This window comes from Methyloglobulus morosus KoM1 (genome assembly GCF_000496735.2).
In the GTDB taxonomy this organism is placed as follows: Bacteria; Pseudomonadota; Gammaproteobacteria; order Methylococcales; family Methylomonadaceae; genus Methyloglobulus; species Methyloglobulus morosus.
On the sequence record NZ_AYLO01000109.1, the window covers coordinates 1 to 15,709 of the forward strand.

Here is a 15,709-nt window from a genome sequence, read left to right on the forward strand (position 1 = left end):
GTGATTTGTATGGATCAATAATATGCAAATATTATAATTTGTCAAGCAATTTATAATTTGTCAACTCAATTTATACTTGTCCAAATGCTCGAATTATAGAATTAGTGCTGTAGATACTGTTATCCCAGTCAAGCGAAATGAAGATTTGGGTTAAAAGGTTTTTGGGATTTTAGGACGCCAAAAGCGACATGGATCAGCTTTCTCATCATGGCGCCGATAATCAGTTTGGGCGGTTTGCCGGACGCTGTTAATCGCGCCTTGAAATGTTTGCCCCATGCCGTTTTGTAAAGCGTGACCATGGCGGGCATGTACAGCGCCTTGCGTAAGAACGCATGGCCGACCTTGGACAGCTTGGTTTTGCCTTTGACGCTGCTGCCGGATTCATGCTGCCTTGGGTCAAGGCCGCCAAAAGCAGCGGCTTGCCGGCTATTGGCAAAACGCCCGGTGTCGGCATAGAACGCCAAAATGATAGCAATGGTGCGTTCGCCCAAGCCGGGGATGCTGTCAAGCAAGTCGCGCTGTTGTTTCAGGCTAGGATGGTTGTCGATATGGGCTTTGATGGCTTGGGCGAGGTGTTTTATTTCGGCGTCCAGCCAGTCCAGGTGGTCTTGGATGTTGCCGCGCACGGCGTCACGGGATACCCCGAGGCGGTTGCATTCCTGAGTATGTATAGTTTGCAGCGCATCCAGGCGTAACACCAAAGCCCGCAGGGTCAGTTCGGCCTCGCTGGGCGCTTGCCAAGGGCTAGGGTTGCGTTCGGCGCAGAAATTGGCGATAAGTTTGGCGTCAACCTTATCCGTCTTGGTGCGAGTCAGGCAGGAAGCGCCGTAGGCCTTGATTTGGGCGGGGTTGACCACACTTGCCGCGAAGCCCTTGGCGGCCAGTGTGGGCAACGGCTTCCCAATAAATGCCGGTCGCTTCCATGCAGGCATGGGGTTGGTTGGCTTGTTGGGTCGCCAGCCACGCCAGCAAGGCGGCGAAACCTTCGGACGTGTTGGGGACAACTTTGGTGCGGAACTTGCCGTTTGGCAGGCGTAATGCGCAGTCTAGTTTAGCTTTTGAAACATCAATGCCGAGATGAAAATGTGTCATAGAAACCTCAAATGATCTACCTTGTGAATACAGGCTGCCGGAAACCGGGCCGAAGATACTGTCCGATCGTTGATCGAGGTGGGCGACTGCTGCATAATCTACGTCGCGGCCTTAACTTGCCAAGGTACGATACGGCATCCAACCACCCAACCCAGGATGCCTCCCAGGTATGTGTTCGCGCATAATTTATCGTTTAAATCTTGCTTGAACAACATGAATTGGATAATACAAGGTACGATTAGCGATAGCGTAATCGTACGCATGAGTTTTGTTGATTGCATTCCCTCCGATTACGCTATCGCTAATCGGAGTTACGTGGACTATGGCAATCGCCCTATTCCCGTATGCCGCGCCGAGCATCGGAGCATTTATCGGGAATAGCCCGTTAGGGGTGCGGCAGGGATGCCGCACGTTGTCGGAGGGACAGGAAGTCCCTTCCGGCGACCCCCGGTAAATGCGAGAAGTCCAGGAAACAAGCGGCATCCGGGGGTCGTTTCTTTTGGATACTTTGCTTTGGACAAGCAAAGAAAAGTATCCCGCCTGCCAGTGTGGGAACTGGCATTAAAATCAATTGTCGCGTTAGCGACACAATATTGTGTTCATGGTTCGACAAGCTCACCACGAACGGATTTATATAAACCATCACTGGTATCTGGATGCCGGCAGCGGCGCAAGTTCCTACTTGCTTGCCGCACTTCCGCCATCCTTGGCGGTCGTCCATGCAGAAATGACGGCATCACAAATAACCGACTTACAAAATCCAATTCCTTAGCCCTTCACCCAAGGGTAGAAGGTATCAAAAATTACATCAAACTCTTACTCGCCACCTCATACACATCCCTCGAAATCGAGGGGCTGTTCATCACTCGCTCCAGTTGGGTTTTCATCAGGTTTTGGCGGGTAGGGTCAAAGCGCCGCCAGGAGGTCAGGGGGCCTAACATGCGGGAGGCGACTTGGGGGTTTAGGATATCGAGCGCGATCACATGGTTGGCCAGGAATTCATAGCCTTGACCGTTGACGGCGTGGAAATGGAGCGAGTTGGCTTGGGTGAATGAACCGATGACCGCCCTGACACGGTTGGGCGTTCCTAAGTCGAAGGCTGGGTGCGCGGTCAATGAGACGACCGTGGCGAAAGCATCCGGCATGGGGCTGGATGCCTGGATGGCGAACCATTTGTCGATGACTAGCGCTTCTTGCTGCCATTTCTGGTAAAAAAGCGTCAAGCATTCCTGTTTTGCTGGATGGGGATAATTGACGATATTCGCTAAAGCGGCGATTTGGTCAGTCATATTGTTCGCTGTGTTGAATTGTTGCGTTGACCATTGTTGAACCTTCTCGTTGCCCAGGCGGCTGAGAAAACTCAGGCTCACGTTTTTAATACGCCGCCTGCCTATTGCACCCGCATCGAATTGACCGGATTCGTCGCGGTGATTGTCCAAGTATAAGGCTTCCAATTCAGGTTGTAACTGTTCGGCAAGGGTTCGGACGACGAATTCCCGAGCCTTGTGGATAGCTTCTACGTCCACCACCTGCATTTGTTCAGCCAGATACCCTTCCGATGGCAGGCTTAATAACAAGGAAAAATAAGACAAGTCTTCCCAGGATTGCGAAAGCACCCGTTTGAAAGCGTCGATAATGATGGGAGGGAGGTTCAGGGGTCGACCTTGCTGGCTATCGACAATAAGCCCAGTGATGACTTGTCCCACGAGTTGTTGGCCTGCTTCCCAACGGTTAAACGTGTCGCTGTCGTAGCTCAACAGGAACGCCAGTTCATCCAGGCTGCGTTCCATCGTCAATTTGACGGGGGCAGAAAAGTTTCTCAGGATGGATGCTACGGGCTTTTCCGCCAAACCCGTAAAGGTAAATGTTTGCTCAGCGGCGGTCAGCTGCAAGATGACTTCATAGTTTCCTGTCGCTGATTCTTGCAAGTTACACGGTATCGCATTGCCTTGCTTGTCAAGTAAGCCAACGGTGATCGGAATATGCAGCAGTTCTTTTGCGGGTTGCCCTGGCGTTGGCGCACAGTGTTGCTTAATTGTCAGAGCCAGTGTTTTTTCGTCGGTACGGTAGTTTTCTATGACATGGATAACGGGCGTGCCCGCCTGGCTATACCAACGCCGGAACTGGTTTAAATCCCTTCCATTAGCGGCTTCCATCGCACTGACAAAATCATCGCAAGTGACGGCTTGCCCGTCATGGCGTTGGAAATAACAATCACAGCCCTTACGGAATCCTTCCGAACCTAAGAGGGTGTGCAACATCCGCACGACTTCGGCACCTTTTTCATAGACCGTCAAGGTGTAGAAATTGTTGATTTCTATATACGCATCAGGGCGGATGGGGTGCGCTAACGGGCCAGCATCTTCGGCAAATTGCCGTGTCCTGAGCATGTTGACATCTTCGATGCGTTTGACCGCTTTGGATGAACGGTCGCCGCTAAACTCTTGATCGCGGAATACCGTAAAGCCTTCCTTTAAGCTGAGTTGGAACCAGTCGCGGCAAGTGATGCGGTTGCCCGTCCAATTGTGGAAATATTCATGGCCGATCACGCCTTCGATATGTTCGTAGTCCGAATCGGTGGCCGTGTCAGGGCGTGCCAGGACGAATTTGGTGTTGAAGATATTCAAGCCCTTGTTTTCCATCGCACCCATGTTGAAATGGCTGACGGCGACGATCATGTAAAGATCGAGGTCATATTCGCGCCCGTAAACCTGTTCGTCCCAGGCCATCGCATTTTTTAGCGATTGCATGGCGTGGCCGCATTTATCGATATCGTGTTGTTCCACAAAAATCTGCAAGCCTACCTTACGCCCGGATAGGGTCGTAAAACTGTCTTCTAAGCATTCCAATTGCCCTGCAACCAGCGCGAATAAGTAGCATGGCTTGCTGAACGGGTCTTCCCACGTTACCCAATGCCGGTTATTGTCGTCATCCCCTTGGGCGATAAGATTGCCGTTGGACAGCAAAATCGGATAGCGGTCTTTATCGCCCACCAGTGTGGTGGTGAATTTTGCCATCACGTCGGGACGGTCGAGGAAGTAGGTGATTTTCCTGAAACCTTCCGCTTCGCATTGGGTGCATAACATGCCATTGGACAAATACAAGCCTTCCAGGGCGGTATTGGCTTTGGGGTTGATTTCATTTTCGATGTTGAGTGTGAACGGGCGTTGTTGCGGCACGTCATGAATAATCAATGATTCCGGCGTGATGTGGTAGTCCGCTTCGGTCAATTCCTGGTCATCGTTAAGGACGATGCGTATCAATTTGAGATTTTCGCCTGCCAGGACCAACGCCGTTTCCGACGACTGGCTGTTGGGATTACGGGCTAAGGAAAGCCTGGAAACAACCTGTGTCCGTCGTTCGTCCAAGGTAAAATTAAGCTCGACGGTATGGATGAGATAATCGGGTACTTGGTAATCTTTCAGGTAGATCGTTTGGGGATTGGCATCGCGCATTATTGGTACCTTTTTTTAGGTTTATTTTTATTGGCGGAGAGACAAAGCAATAGCCAAGACAATAGAAAACAAAGTCCGCCTACTGGCGTTATCATGCCGAACTGGGGAATATTAAGCAGTACAAGCAAGTATAAACTACCGGAAAACAACAGGATGCCAAGAAACATCAGCCAGCCAGCCCATGCGGCCAGTTTTGATTCGGGCGTATGTTGTTGCACCAAGGCGATAGCGATCAATCCCAAGGAATGCCACATTTGATAAGTGACACCTGTTTGATAAACCGCTAAGGATTCTGCGCTTAACGTGGCCTTTAAGGCGTGGGCACCGAAGGCGCCAAAGCCTACAGCCAGAAAAGCACAAAATGCACCGAGAAAAATAAACACTGATTTCATCTTATTTCTCCTTTAACCTGGGCATGAGTTGCACCAGATTACAGGGACGGGTACGAAAATCCAGTTGTTCTTTGATTAGGCTATCCCAAGCGGTACGACAAGCACCCGATGAACCCGGCAAACAAAAAATGTAGGTGCCATTAGCGACACCAGCAATCGCCCGCGATTGGATGGTGGAGGTCTTGATATCCTGGTAGGACAGCATTCTAAAGGTTTCGCCAAAACCGTCCAGCACTTTGTCCAGCAGAGGCAAGACAGCTTCCGGTGTACCATCCCGCCCTGTCACCCCAGTCCCGCCTGTTGTGATGATGGCATCGACGGTTTCAGAGGCAATCCAGTTGGAAACAACCGCCCTTATTTGGTAGATATTGTCGGGAACAATCACTTTTTCAAACAGCCTATGTCCGGCGGTAGCGAGCGATTCAACCAGCGTTTTACCGGAAACGTCATCGGCTTCAGTTCGGGTATCCGAGATGACCAATACGGCAATGGATAAGGGGATGAAGTGTTTTTCTGTGCTCACAATCAATAGCGTTAGTGTTTAAATCGGGCTATTAAATAACCAAGATGGCCGGTAGCACAAGTTATTTCAATACGTCCCATCAGGCATCACACTGTGGAAACTTAATTCAACATGACAAAGAAGGCTTCTTGCCCCCGCTGTACATTCAAGAGCAATTCCGATTTGGCATCTATAACCTGCTTTAATTCGTCGAGATTGTGGACCCGATATTGATTGGCGGACACGATTACGTCACCTGGACGCAAGCCTATCTTCCAGGCATAAGAAGCCGTATTGATTTTTTCTATGACAATCCCCTCAATTTGATCCCGTTGCGAGTTGCTGAGGACGGTGCCTTGCAATCTTGGATGCAGCTTATCTCCAATAAGTTGCGCCCGTTCCTGTTTTCCTATGACGGCGGTGGTTTCCAATTTTTCGTCGCCGCGATAGTATTCAAGGTCTACTTTGTCGCCAATTTGCAGCAAACCGATGATATTGCGGAGTTCATGGCTGTTTTTAATCGCTTTGCCGTTTGCGGAGACGATGATATCGCCTAAAGCTAGGCCGGCTTTTTCGGCAGGGGAATTATTTTCAATACGGCTGATCGCCGCGCCTTGCATGTCTTTCAAATTGAAAGCCTTGACCAGTTCCGGCGTTAAATCTTGGGTCGTGACCCCCAATAAGCCTCGACGGACTTCACCATGCTTAACTAACGATTCCTTTATCGTCATCACCATATTGGCCGGAATGGCAAAGCCGATACCGACATTGCCGCCGGTCGGTGCCAATATTGCCGTGTTCATGCCCACGAATTCACCGCGTAAGTTAACGAGCGCGCCGCCTGAATTGCCGGGGTTAATGGAGGCATCCGTTTGGATAAAGTCTTCATAGCCCTCAATGCCCAGCCCTGAACGACCCAATGCGCTGACAATACCGGATGTTACGGTTTGGCCCAAGCCAAACGGGTTACCAATAGCGACCACAAAATCGCCGACCCTTAACTGGCTGGAATCCGCAAACGGCAGTTGAGTCAAGTTATTGGCCGGAATGCGGATGATGGCCACATCGGCTTCTGGATCTTTGCCCACAACTTCGGCATTCAATTGACGGCCATCGGTCAATGTCACCATAATTTTGTCGGCCTTATCGATAACATGGTTGTTAGTCAACACGTAGCCTTGATCTCTGTCTATAATGACACCGGAACCTAGGCTGTTTTTTTGCTGCTTGCGCGATTGGTTGGGGACGTTAAAAAAATGCCGAAAAAAAGGGTCTTGCATCAGCGGGTGCTGTGCGACCTCAATACTGGTGGACGTGGAAATATTGACGACTGCCGGCATACTGCGTTCCAGCATGGGCGCCAGCGAGGGCATGGCTTGATTTTCGGTAAAAGCGGGTAACCCGATGGCATGGCCCAACGAATTAAAGAAGAGAAAAATCGATAAGATGCTAATAAAATTCAGCGGCTTGACTAACTTATGGGGTCTCATGGTTGTTCCAAGGTTGTTAAACGCGGTTGGTAGACAATATAGGTTCAAAAATGTTTAATTCAAGGTTTGAAATCCGTATTTTTATCCCTACGGCGGGATTGGTTTGTACAATTTGTGAGCGTTAAATGGCAGTCCAAAGCAATTCTGATGAGAGCCGCATCCTGCGTCGATTTTATCCTTTAGCAACCTTTCCTAGCGAGGCATTCAAGGAATTATGCGCGAATGTGACGGTGGAACAAATTCAGGATGCCGCCCTTTTCAAGAAAGGCGACACCAATGCCGATCTGGTCTACTTGCTGGATGGCAGTGTGTCTCTACAGTCGGAAGGCCTTGTCGTCGAGGTCATTGACTCGGAAAGCGAGTCCGCAAAGTTTGCTTTAGCGCATCAGCTTCCGAGAAAAATTGATGCCATAGCAAATGGTGTGGTGCGTATTGTCCGCCTGGATGCACATACCGTAAACAATCCGCCACCTGCGGTGTTTCGTGAAGACCAAGGATATACGGTTATTGAAGAATCTGCCGAAGATTCTGACGACTGGATGACTGCCGTATTGCGGTTACCGCTTTTTCAGGCCTTACCGCCCGCCAATTTACAGAAAATCCTTATCTCGTTGAAAACCACCCAATTCGCTGAGGGTGAGGTCATTATTGCTAAAGGTAGCGAGGTAGAGTATTTCTACATCATAAAAAAAGGCCAGTGCTTGCTTTCCCGTAAGCCGTTGGATGGTCACAGTGAAATCAAGTTGGGTGCGGGTGAAAGTTTCGGGGAAGAATATTTGATTACGGATAAGCCTGCCCAGGAAACAATCACTGCGCTTTCGGATGTCAGCTTGATCCAACTGGAAAAAAAGCATTTTTTGACGCAAATTAAGGCCCCGACACTCACGTTTATCTCCCATGAGGCAATGCCCGATGCGGTAAAAAATGGGGCAGTATTGTTAGATGTCCGTTTGCCGCACCTTTACGAAAACAGCAACCTTGATAGCAGCGCCAATATACCGTTGTCGTCTTTGCGGATGCGTATAGCCGAAATACCCAAGGATAAGCAAGTTATTGTGGTCTGCGGCAATGGCAAAGAAAGTGAGGCGGGTGCATTTTTGTTGCTTAAGAACAAATTCAATGCCACTGTCTTAAAAGAAGGCGTGGGCATTGAGGAAGAGGAGGGTGAAACGGATATTGCGGATGTTGGCGATAATCAACAAGACACGCTGCAAGCAAGCCCGCACGATAGCGATAATATAAGCAAGGAGATTTCAGAATCAACGGCCTTGAATCCTGAAACCGAGATAAAGTTGTTAAAAGCGGAAAACGAAAGGTTAATCCAACTTAACTGCGATCTTGAAAAAAGGAACGCCACGCTTCAAGCTGAAAAAGACCAAGCCGAAAATCAATGCGAGGTACTTACCCAGCAAATCGAACGGCTCAAAGGCATCCTGAACAGGTTCACAAAACGACAATAAAGGCACAGTTTTGCCCGTACCGACCATACGGTGACAGCTACTTCAGTTCGGGCTAAACTTCTTGAAAACAGGGTTACGGAAAAAACGGTTATTTGATCTTGCCTTCTTTGTACATAACGTGCTTGCGGGCTACGGGATCAAATTTTTTGATCTCCATTTTTTCCGGCATCGTTTTCTTGTTTTTGGTGGTGGTGTAGAAATGGCCGTTGCCTTCGCTGGAAATAAGTTTGATTTTATCGCGCATGGTTAACTCCCTTAAGCTATGATGCCGTTTTTACGCATATCCGCCAAAACAACGTCTATGCCTTTTTTGTCGATGATTCGCATGCCTTTGGCGGATAACCGAAGGCGCACCCAACGGTTTTCACTTTCCACCCAAAAACGGTGATGGTGCAGGTTGGGGAGAAAACGTCTCTTGGTTCTATTGTTGGCGTGTGATACGTTGTTGCCGACCACAGGCTGTTTTCCTGTTACTTGACATACTCTGGACATGATGGGCCTCTAGCTGGGTGCCTGGATTCAAATTTAGCCCGTCTTTATACCAAAAATTCTTTCCAAGGTAAATAACAATCTATAAAATGAAATGAATAGTCACCTTACAAGCCTTATGGAAAGACAGCAATGCCAATAAAACTAGGCATGGTCATGGATCCCATTGCCCGGATCAACATCAAGAAAGACACCAGCTTTGCCATGTTGCTCGAAGCCCAAGCCAGGGGATGGGAGCTGCATTACATGGAATTGGGCGACCTGTATCTAAGGGACGGCAAGCCTTACGCCAAAACCCGAACTCTTAATGTGCAACGCGACAATCAGCAATGGTTCCGGTTCGTTGCCGAACAGGATATTGCGTTGGATACGCTTGGTGTCATCCTCATGCGTAAGGATCCGCCGTTCGACCAGGAATATCTCTACGCAACTTATCTGCTGGAACTGGCGGAGCATGCTGGCGTATATGTAGTCAACAAACCGCAATCCTTGCGCGATGCGAACGAAAAGTTGTTTACGGCGTGGTTTCCGCAGTGTTGCACAGAAACCCTGGTTACCCGGGATGCAAGCAGGATAAAAGGTTTTCTGCATGAATTGGGAGACATTATTGTCAAACCCTTGGATGGCATGGGCGGCGCGTCTATATTCCATATTAAGGAAGGCGATCCTAACCTGAGCGTAATCCTGGAAACGATGACCCAGCACAACAGCCGTACCGTGATGGCGCAAAAATATCTGCCGGAGATAAAGGAGGGCGATAAGCGCATCCTGATGGTTAATGGCGAACCTGTGCCTTATTGTCTTGCCCGTATTCCAGCAAAAGGTGAAAGCAGGGGCAATTTGGCGGCCGGCGGAACGGGCGAAGGCAGGCCGTTGTCCGACCAAGACAGATGGATCGCCAGCCAAGTCGGCCCTACGTTGCGGGAAAAAGGCTTGGTGTTTGTGGGCTTGGATGTCATCGGATCAACCCTGACCGAAATCAATGTCACCAGCCCGACCTGCGTACAGGAACTGGACAAACAATTTGGCCTGAATATTAGCGGCCTGCTAATGGATCATATAGAGACAGTACTGAAATGATGGCGAATCCAGTCGTTTTCGATTCAACCAGTACGGTCACCAACAATGACCGGATGTTGGTCGCCTTGTTTATTGCTATCATTGTCCATATCATCCTTGTGCTGGGCATCCGCTTTACTGAACCAGAACCCCCTATTCAGGACAGCCGTTCGATTGATGTTATTCTGGTCAATATACCCGCCAAAAAAGCACCCAAAGAAGCCAAATTTTTAGCGCAAGACAATCAAATAGGCACGGGCGAAAATTTCAAAAAACCAGAGCCGCCTGCTAAACGGATTGTCAACCAGGGTAACAGCCCAAGAAAACAGGCGGATAAAACCGAGCAAGAAGAGGCCGAACCCAAGGCCAAACAAAAACTCATTACCCAGGTAAAAGCCGAAAAAAAGATAGTCTCTGAAACACATGCCGAGACGACAGAGGAAAAAGAAAAACGGCCAAAGTTGACCGCAGAAATGCTGCAACAACAGGTCGCGCAATACGGGAATGAAATTAGGCTTAAGGAACAAAGTGCAGACCAGACTAAGATAAAATTCGCCAATTCCGTCAGTGCCCATAAGTATATCGCCGCGCAATATGTGAAAGACTGGGAAAGCAAAGTCGAACGCACAGGCAACATGAACTATCCGGCGATAGCGGCGAAGAAAAATTTTTCGGGTACTTTGACAATGGATGTTGGGATTAAAGCCGACGGCAGCATTTACAGTATGCGAATTTCACGTTCATCCGGTTATCCCGAGTTGGATGAAGCGGCGAAACGGATTGTCAGGATGAGCGCCCCGTTTCCGGCCTTGCCCAGTGACCTGCTTAAAGAGGTGAACGTCCTGGTCATCACCCGAAAATGGAAATTTTCTGACGAATCGGGAATGACTACGCCATAATACTGTCTACCGTCAGAGAAATCGGAGACGCCACAATGAGCGAATTTAGCTACCTCAATAATCAATTCATTATCGCTATGCCTAGCTTGATGGAGCCGACATTCCATCATACCGTCACCTTCCTGTGCCAGCACACTAAAGAAGGCGCATTGGGGATCGTTATTAACCGCTCTGCAGACATGAAGTTGGGTGAAATCTTCAAGCAAATGGAGATCACCGTTAAATCCCCGACGGCAGCGCAAGCTCCCGTATTTTCGGGTGGCCCAGTGCAGCAGGACAGAGGGTTCGTGGTCCATACCGCTTGCGGGGATTGGGACATGACCTTGCCCGTTTCCGAAGTTATTTCCCTGACCACCTCCCGCGACGTGATTGAAGCCATTGCGGCAGGAGAAGGCCCGGCACAATATTTAGTTGCCCTAGGCTATGCCGGTTGGGGCGAAGGGCAACTGGAACAAGAGATTTTGAGCAATTCCTGGCTGAATACGCCTTATGCCAAGCAAATCCTGTTTGATACGCCAGTGAACCAGCGCTGGAATGCTGCCGCCAGCCAAATCGGCATCAACATCAATCAATTGACCACGCCGGCCGGACATGGTTGACACGTTGAGAGTCGATCCCATTCAAGCCAAAACACCAGACCAAACCTACCTGGGTTTTGATTTCGGCAACAAAAAAATTGGGGTTGCGGTCGGTCATTTGGTGACAGGCATCGCCAATCCGCTGCTTACCTTGCGCTCCCTCAACCAAAACCCGGATTGGGATGGCATAAGCAAACTGATCAACGAGTGGCAACCTGCCGGTTTAGTCGTCGGCATTTCGAAACAACTGGATGGCTCGGACAACCTGATTACCCCGCGTATGTTAAAATTTTGTCGGCAATTGGGCGGCAGGTACAATCTGCCTGTCTACCAACAAGATGAAACCTTATCCACCTATGAAGCCAAACAGATGTTATTTGACGAGGTAAACGTAAGCGCAACAAAACTGTGGGCAGTCCAGGACCAATTGGCGGCCCAACTTATTTTGCAGACTTGGCTGAATGACAACGCGCCGCAATAATGCCCACTAACCTGCAATTAAACTCAGAAGGCAAACTCAAACATTTCCTGACCATAGAAGGGCTGGATAAACAGCTATTGTTAGAAATACTGGATCTGGCAGACTCTTTTGTCGGCTCGGAAGACCGGCGTATCAAAAAAATACCGCTGCTGCGCGGCAAAAGCATCGTCAACTTGTTTTTCGAAAACAGTACCCGCACCCGCACAACTTTTGAACTCGCTGCCAGGCGTTTATCAGCCGACGTGTTAAGCATGAGTATTGCGACTTCGTCGACCTCGAAAGGAGAAAGCCTGCTCGATACTATCCGCAACCTGGAAGCCATGTATGTCGATATGTTTGTTGTGCGTCATGGCATCAGTGGCGCGGCACACTTTATCGCCCAACATGCCGCTTCCCATGTCAGCGTCATCAACGCCGGAGATGGGCAACACGCCCATCCCACCCAAGCCATGCTGGATATGTTTACCATCCGGCAGATGAAAGGCGACTTCGCAAACTTGAAGGTGGCTGTCGTCGGTGACATCCTGCATTCCCGGGTTGCCCGTTCTGATATACAGGCACTCAATACTTTGGGTGTCGCAGAAGTCCGTGTCATTGCCCCTAAAACCTTATTGCCTGCACAAGTTGAAACAATGGGGGTTACGGTTTCGCACGATCTCGCCGACGGCCTGAAAGATATTGACGTGATTATCATGTTGCGGTTACAAAAAGAGCGCATGAGTGCCGCGTTGCTCCCTAGCGAAAGCGAATACTTCAAATGCTTCGGGCTGACCGAAGCACGGCTGAAAATCGCCAAGCCTGATGCCATTGTGATGCACCCAGGCCCTATTAACCGTGGCGTTGAAATCGATTCAAATGTGGCTGACGGCCCGCAGTCGGTTATCCTCAAGCAGGTGAGCAACGGTATTGCCATCCGCATGGCGATCATGGCGATGGTCATGCAAAAACAGGAGGGCGTGTGATGGAACACATACTCATCAAAGACGGCAGGATTATCGACCCTGCCAACAAGATAGACCACATCGGTTCGGTGTATATTGTCGACGGCAAAATTGCATCGGTAACAAACGAGCCTGCTGGATTTAGGGCGGACAAGGTAATTGACGCCAAAAACCAAATAGTCTGCCCTGGTTTTATCGACTTAAGCACACGGTTACGTGAACCGGGACAAAGCCGCAAAGCCACTTTTGCCAGCGAAACGGCCGCCGCCGCCGCATCGGGTGTCACTACGATGTGCCTACAACCGGATACCGTCCCCGTCATTGATGCCCCAGCCGTTGCCGAGTTGATCAAAGACTTGGCGGAAAAATCCGGCTACACTCAAATTTTGCCGATAGCCGCGTTAACCCAAAAACTCGAAGGCGCAGAGTTAAGCGCGATGCTTACACTCAAACAGGCGGGTTGCGTAGCGGTCAGCAATGCCAATCAACCCATAAGAAACCTGTTGGTGCTCAGGCGGGCAATGGAATATGCCGCCAGCCACGACTTATTGCTGATCCACCGGCCTAATGACGTATGGCTGGCGAATAACGGTTGTGTCCATGAAGGTAAACTTTCGACGCGTTACGGCTTGCCCAGCATTCCCGATGCCGCAGAAACCATCGCCCTGGCGCAATGCCTGGAACTGGCGGAATTGACCGGTTGCCGTGTCCACTTCGGACAGTTAAGCAGCAGGCGATCCGTGATTAGATTGCACCAAGCCAAAAAATACGGCTTGGCGGTCAGTGCCGATGTCGCCATCCATCAACTGCACCTGACTGAAGACGACATTGTTCCTTTCGACAGTGCCTACCATGTCCAACCTCCATTCCGTTCGATCCGTGATAAGGAATCGCTCAAGGAAGGCTTGGCTAATGGCACTATCAACAGTATTTGCTCCGACCATCAACCGCTTGACCTCGATGCCAAGCTGGGCGCCTTCCCGGAAACCGAACCCGGTATTTCGTCGCTGGAAACCCTGCTGCCCTTGATGCTTAAGCTGGTAGACCAACATGCCATAACCCTAGAACGAGGCATCGCCGCACTGACCCAAAAACCCGCACAAATACTGCAACTCGACAGCGGGGCATTAACCCTGGGCTTCGCCGCCGATATTTGTATATTCGATCCTGAACTGGATTGGCAGGTGAATTCAGGAAATTGGAAAAGTCAGGGCGTGAATACGCCGTTTTGGGGAGAGATGTTTAATGGCAAGGTTGCTCATACTTTACAGGCGGGAAGGATAATTTATAGCCAACCAGACATTGCCAATTAGCCGGCACGGGCACTTCACATATTATCTGGCTGTTCAAGCCTAAGATTACTCACCGATCAGCATCAACTTAACATGGGCATCATCAAAAAACTCGCCTCGCAAACGGCTATCTACGGCCTAAGCAGCATTTTCGGGCGCTTCCTCAATTACCTGTTGGTGCCGTTGTACACCTATTATTTCTCAGCCGAGGAATACGGCGTGGTGTCGGAATTTTATGCCTACGCCGGATTTTTTGCCGTGCTGCTGATTTTCGGTTTTGAGACAGGTTATTTCAGGTTTCGCAACAAAGAAGAAGTCGGCAAAGATACGGCTTATTCTACCGCCTTGTGGTTTATCTTGCTGATTAACCTTGGTTTTCTTTCAGTCATTGTCTGGGTCAATCCGTGGCTGTCAAATTTTCTGCACTATCCAGACCATCCTGAATACGTCCTGTGTTTCAGCTTGATCTTGATTATGGACGCTATTGCATCCATACCCTTTGCCCGGTTACGGGCAGAAGACAAGGCCTTCCGCTTTGCCGGGATCAAGGTCATTGAAATCCTGATAACCGTTGGCCTGAGCCTGTTTTTCATCAAGTTTTGCCCTAAGCTATACGCCGACAACACCTACCCGCTTATCAACCAATTCTACGATCCGGCAATCGGCGTGGGCTATATCTTTATTGCCAACCTGATTGCCAGTGTCTTTAAGTTTTTTATGCTCACCCCGCAATTACTTGGTCTACGTTGGGGGTTCGACAGCACCTTATTTCCCCGTATGCTCCGCTATTCCTTGCCGATGGTGGTCATCGGTTTTGCGGGCATCATCAACGAAATGCTCGACCGCGTACTGCTTAAGCAATTGCTGCCCTACGACTTATCAACCAACATGAAAATGCTGGGGATTTATGGCGCGTGTTACAAGTTGTCTATCCTGATGTCGCTGTTTATCCAGGCCTTCCGTTTTGCCGCTGAGCCGTTCTTCTTTGCTTATGCAGAGAATGCCGATGCCAAGGTTATCTACGCCAAAGTGTTACGGTTTTTCGTCATCTTCTGCGTGTTCATCTTTTTGCTGGTCACCTTATTCATTGATTTTTTCAAATACTTTGTCGGGCCGGAGTTCCGTTCGGGGTTGGATGTCGTGCCAATCTTATTACTTGCTAATTTGTTCCTCGGTATCTACGTCAATTTATCCATCTGGTACAAACTGACCGACCGCACTTTGATCGGTGCTGGCGTATCTTTATGCGCGGCAGCACTTACAATCTATCTTAATATCAAGTGGATTCCCATTTACGGCTACACCGGCTCCGCCTGGGCGCACCTGATTGGTTATGCGGGCATGGCTTTCGTATCATATATGCTGGGACAGAAATATTATCCCGTTAAGTACGATGTGCTGAGGGTTTTGGCTTATATCGGCTTGGGATTGGGGATTTACCTAGCTAATCTGCAATTACAAGCGATGATTCATTGGCCGCCTGGGGTGCTTTCTGCGGCGTTGTTGGTGCTGTATTTGTTGATTGCTGCGCTGTTTGAAAAACGTCAATTGAAAGCGGGATAAACGCAAGCTTGATAAG

At 49.5% G+C, this 15,709-nt stretch carries 17 protein-coding genes and 1 pseudogene; 10 read left to right on the plus strand and 8 right to left on the minus strand.

The features are described from left to right. Positions 1-128: 128 nt before the first annotated feature. Positions 129-1,092 (minus strand): annotated as a pseudogene (locus MGMO_RS14025) (IS110 family RNA-guided transposase). Between the two features lie 213 nt (positions 1,093-1,305). On the opposite strand from MGMO_RS14025, the gene MGMO_RS20665 reads away from it, so the two are divergent. Then, positions 1,306-1,473, plus strand: a complete 168-nt coding sequence (locus MGMO_RS20665) for a hypothetical protein (protein ID WP_235557296.1) — start codon at positions 1,306-1,308, stop codon at positions 1,471-1,473. 4 nt (positions 1,474-1,477) lie between these two features. Here the strand turns inward: MGMO_RS20665 and MGMO_RS20055 are convergent, their stop codons facing one another. Further along, positions 1,478-1,654: a hypothetical protein gene (locus MGMO_RS20055; protein ID WP_161808500.1), complete on the minus strand. Its 177-nt coding sequence runs from the start codon at positions 1,652-1,654 to the stop codon at positions 1,478-1,480. 39 nt (positions 1,655-1,693) lie between these two features. Here MGMO_RS20055 and MGMO_RS20060 point away from each other — a divergent pair, with 39 nt between their 5' ends. After that, entirely contained in the window at positions 1,694-1,864 is a 171-nt protein-coding gene (locus MGMO_RS20060; protein ID WP_161808501.1) for a hypothetical protein, read from the plus strand. Between the two features lie 31 nt (positions 1,865-1,895). On the opposite strand, the gene pepN is transcribed toward MGMO_RS20060, so the two are convergent. The 4 genes from pepN to MGMO_RS14050 all read right to left on the minus strand — a co-directional run bounded on the left by pepN (position 1,896) and on the right by MGMO_RS14050 (position 6,931). Next, on the minus strand, positions 1,896-4,547 hold the full coding sequence (pepN, locus tag MGMO_RS14035) for an aminopeptidase N (protein ID WP_023495715.1): 2,652 nt from the start codon (positions 4,545-4,547) through the stop codon (positions 1,896-1,898). Further along, positions 4,547-4,939, minus strand: coding sequence for a DUF423 domain-containing protein (locus tag MGMO_RS14040; protein WP_023495716.1), 393 nt, complete (start codon positions 4,937-4,939; stop codon positions 4,547-4,549). Before MGMO_RS14040 ends, pepN begins: the two co-directional genes overlap by 1 nt. A 1-nt stretch (position 4,940) precedes the next feature. After that, complete coding sequence (moaB, locus tag MGMO_RS14045; protein WP_023495717.1) at positions 4,941-5,462, minus strand: molybdenum cofactor biosynthesis protein B; 522 nt, start codon at positions 5,460-5,462, stop codon at positions 4,941-4,943. Between the two features lie 101 nt (positions 5,463-5,563). Continuing rightward, the gene (locus tag MGMO_RS14050; protein WP_023495718.1) at positions 5,564-6,931 is read right to left on the minus strand and encodes a DegQ family serine endoprotease; all 1,368 of its coding nucleotides are present in this window, start codon (positions 6,929-6,931) and stop codon (positions 5,564-5,566) included. A gap of 125 nt (positions 6,932-7,056) precedes the next feature. On the opposite strand from MGMO_RS14050, the gene MGMO_RS14055 reads away from it, so the two are divergent. Beyond that, positions 7,057-8,391 (plus strand): cyclic nucleotide-binding domain-containing protein, encoded by a 1,335-nt coding sequence (locus tag MGMO_RS14055; protein ID WP_023495719.1) that lies wholly within the window; start codon positions 7,057-7,059, stop codon positions 8,389-8,391. Positions 8,392-8,479: 88 nt separating this feature from the next. Here the strand turns inward: MGMO_RS14055 and rpmG are convergent, their stop codons facing one another. Beyond that, complete coding sequence (rpmG, locus tag MGMO_RS14060) at positions 8,480-8,635, minus strand: 50S ribosomal protein L33 (protein WP_023495720.1); 156 nt, start codon at positions 8,633-8,635, stop codon at positions 8,480-8,482. 11 nt (positions 8,636-8,646) lie between these two features. Further along, entirely contained in the window at positions 8,647-8,883 is a 237-nt protein-coding gene (gene rpmB / locus MGMO_RS14065; protein WP_023495721.1) for a 50S ribosomal protein L28, read from the minus strand. A 129-nt stretch (positions 8,884-9,012) separates the two neighbouring features. Between rpmB and gshB the strand changes: the two genes are divergently transcribed. The 7 genes from gshB to MGMO_RS14100 all read left to right on the plus strand — a co-directional run bounded on the left by gshB (position 9,013) and on the right by MGMO_RS14100 (position 15,693). Beyond that, a complete protein-coding gene (gene gshB / locus MGMO_RS14070; protein WP_023495722.1) occupies positions 9,013-9,960 on the plus strand; it encodes a glutathione synthase in 948 nt (315 codons plus the stop codon). Next, on the plus strand, positions 9,957-10,838 hold the full coding sequence (locus tag MGMO_RS14075) for a TonB family protein (RefSeq protein ID WP_023495723.1): 882 nt from the start codon (positions 9,957-9,959) through the stop codon (positions 10,836-10,838). Before gshB ends, MGMO_RS14075 begins: the two co-directional genes overlap by 4 nt. Positions 10,839-10,873: 35 nt before the next feature. Continuing rightward, positions 10,874-11,437, plus strand: coding sequence for a YqgE/AlgH family protein (locus tag MGMO_RS14080; protein WP_023495724.1), 564 nt, complete (start codon positions 10,874-10,876; stop codon positions 11,435-11,437). Further along, entirely contained in the window at positions 11,430-11,897 is a 468-nt protein-coding gene (ruvX, locus tag MGMO_RS14085) for a Holliday junction resolvase RuvX (protein WP_023495725.1), read from the plus strand. The genes MGMO_RS14080 and ruvX overlap by 8 nt, the downstream gene beginning before the upstream one ends. Then, entirely contained in the window at positions 11,897-12,859 is a 963-nt protein-coding gene (locus MGMO_RS14090; RefSeq protein WP_023495726.1) for an aspartate carbamoyltransferase catalytic subunit, read from the plus strand. The genes ruvX and MGMO_RS14090 overlap by 1 nt, the downstream gene beginning before the upstream one ends. Then, a complete protein-coding gene (locus MGMO_RS14095; protein ID WP_023495727.1) occupies positions 12,859-14,151 on the plus strand; it encodes a dihydroorotase in 1,293 nt (430 codons plus the stop codon). The genes MGMO_RS14090 and MGMO_RS14095 overlap by 1 nt, the downstream gene beginning before the upstream one ends. A 72-nt stretch (positions 14,152-14,223) precedes the next feature. Continuing rightward, complete coding sequence (locus MGMO_RS14100) at positions 14,224-15,693, plus strand: lipopolysaccharide biosynthesis protein (protein ID WP_023495728.1); 1,470 nt, start codon at positions 14,224-14,226, stop codon at positions 15,691-15,693. The last annotated feature ends 16 nt before the right edge of the window (positions 15,694-15,709 follow it).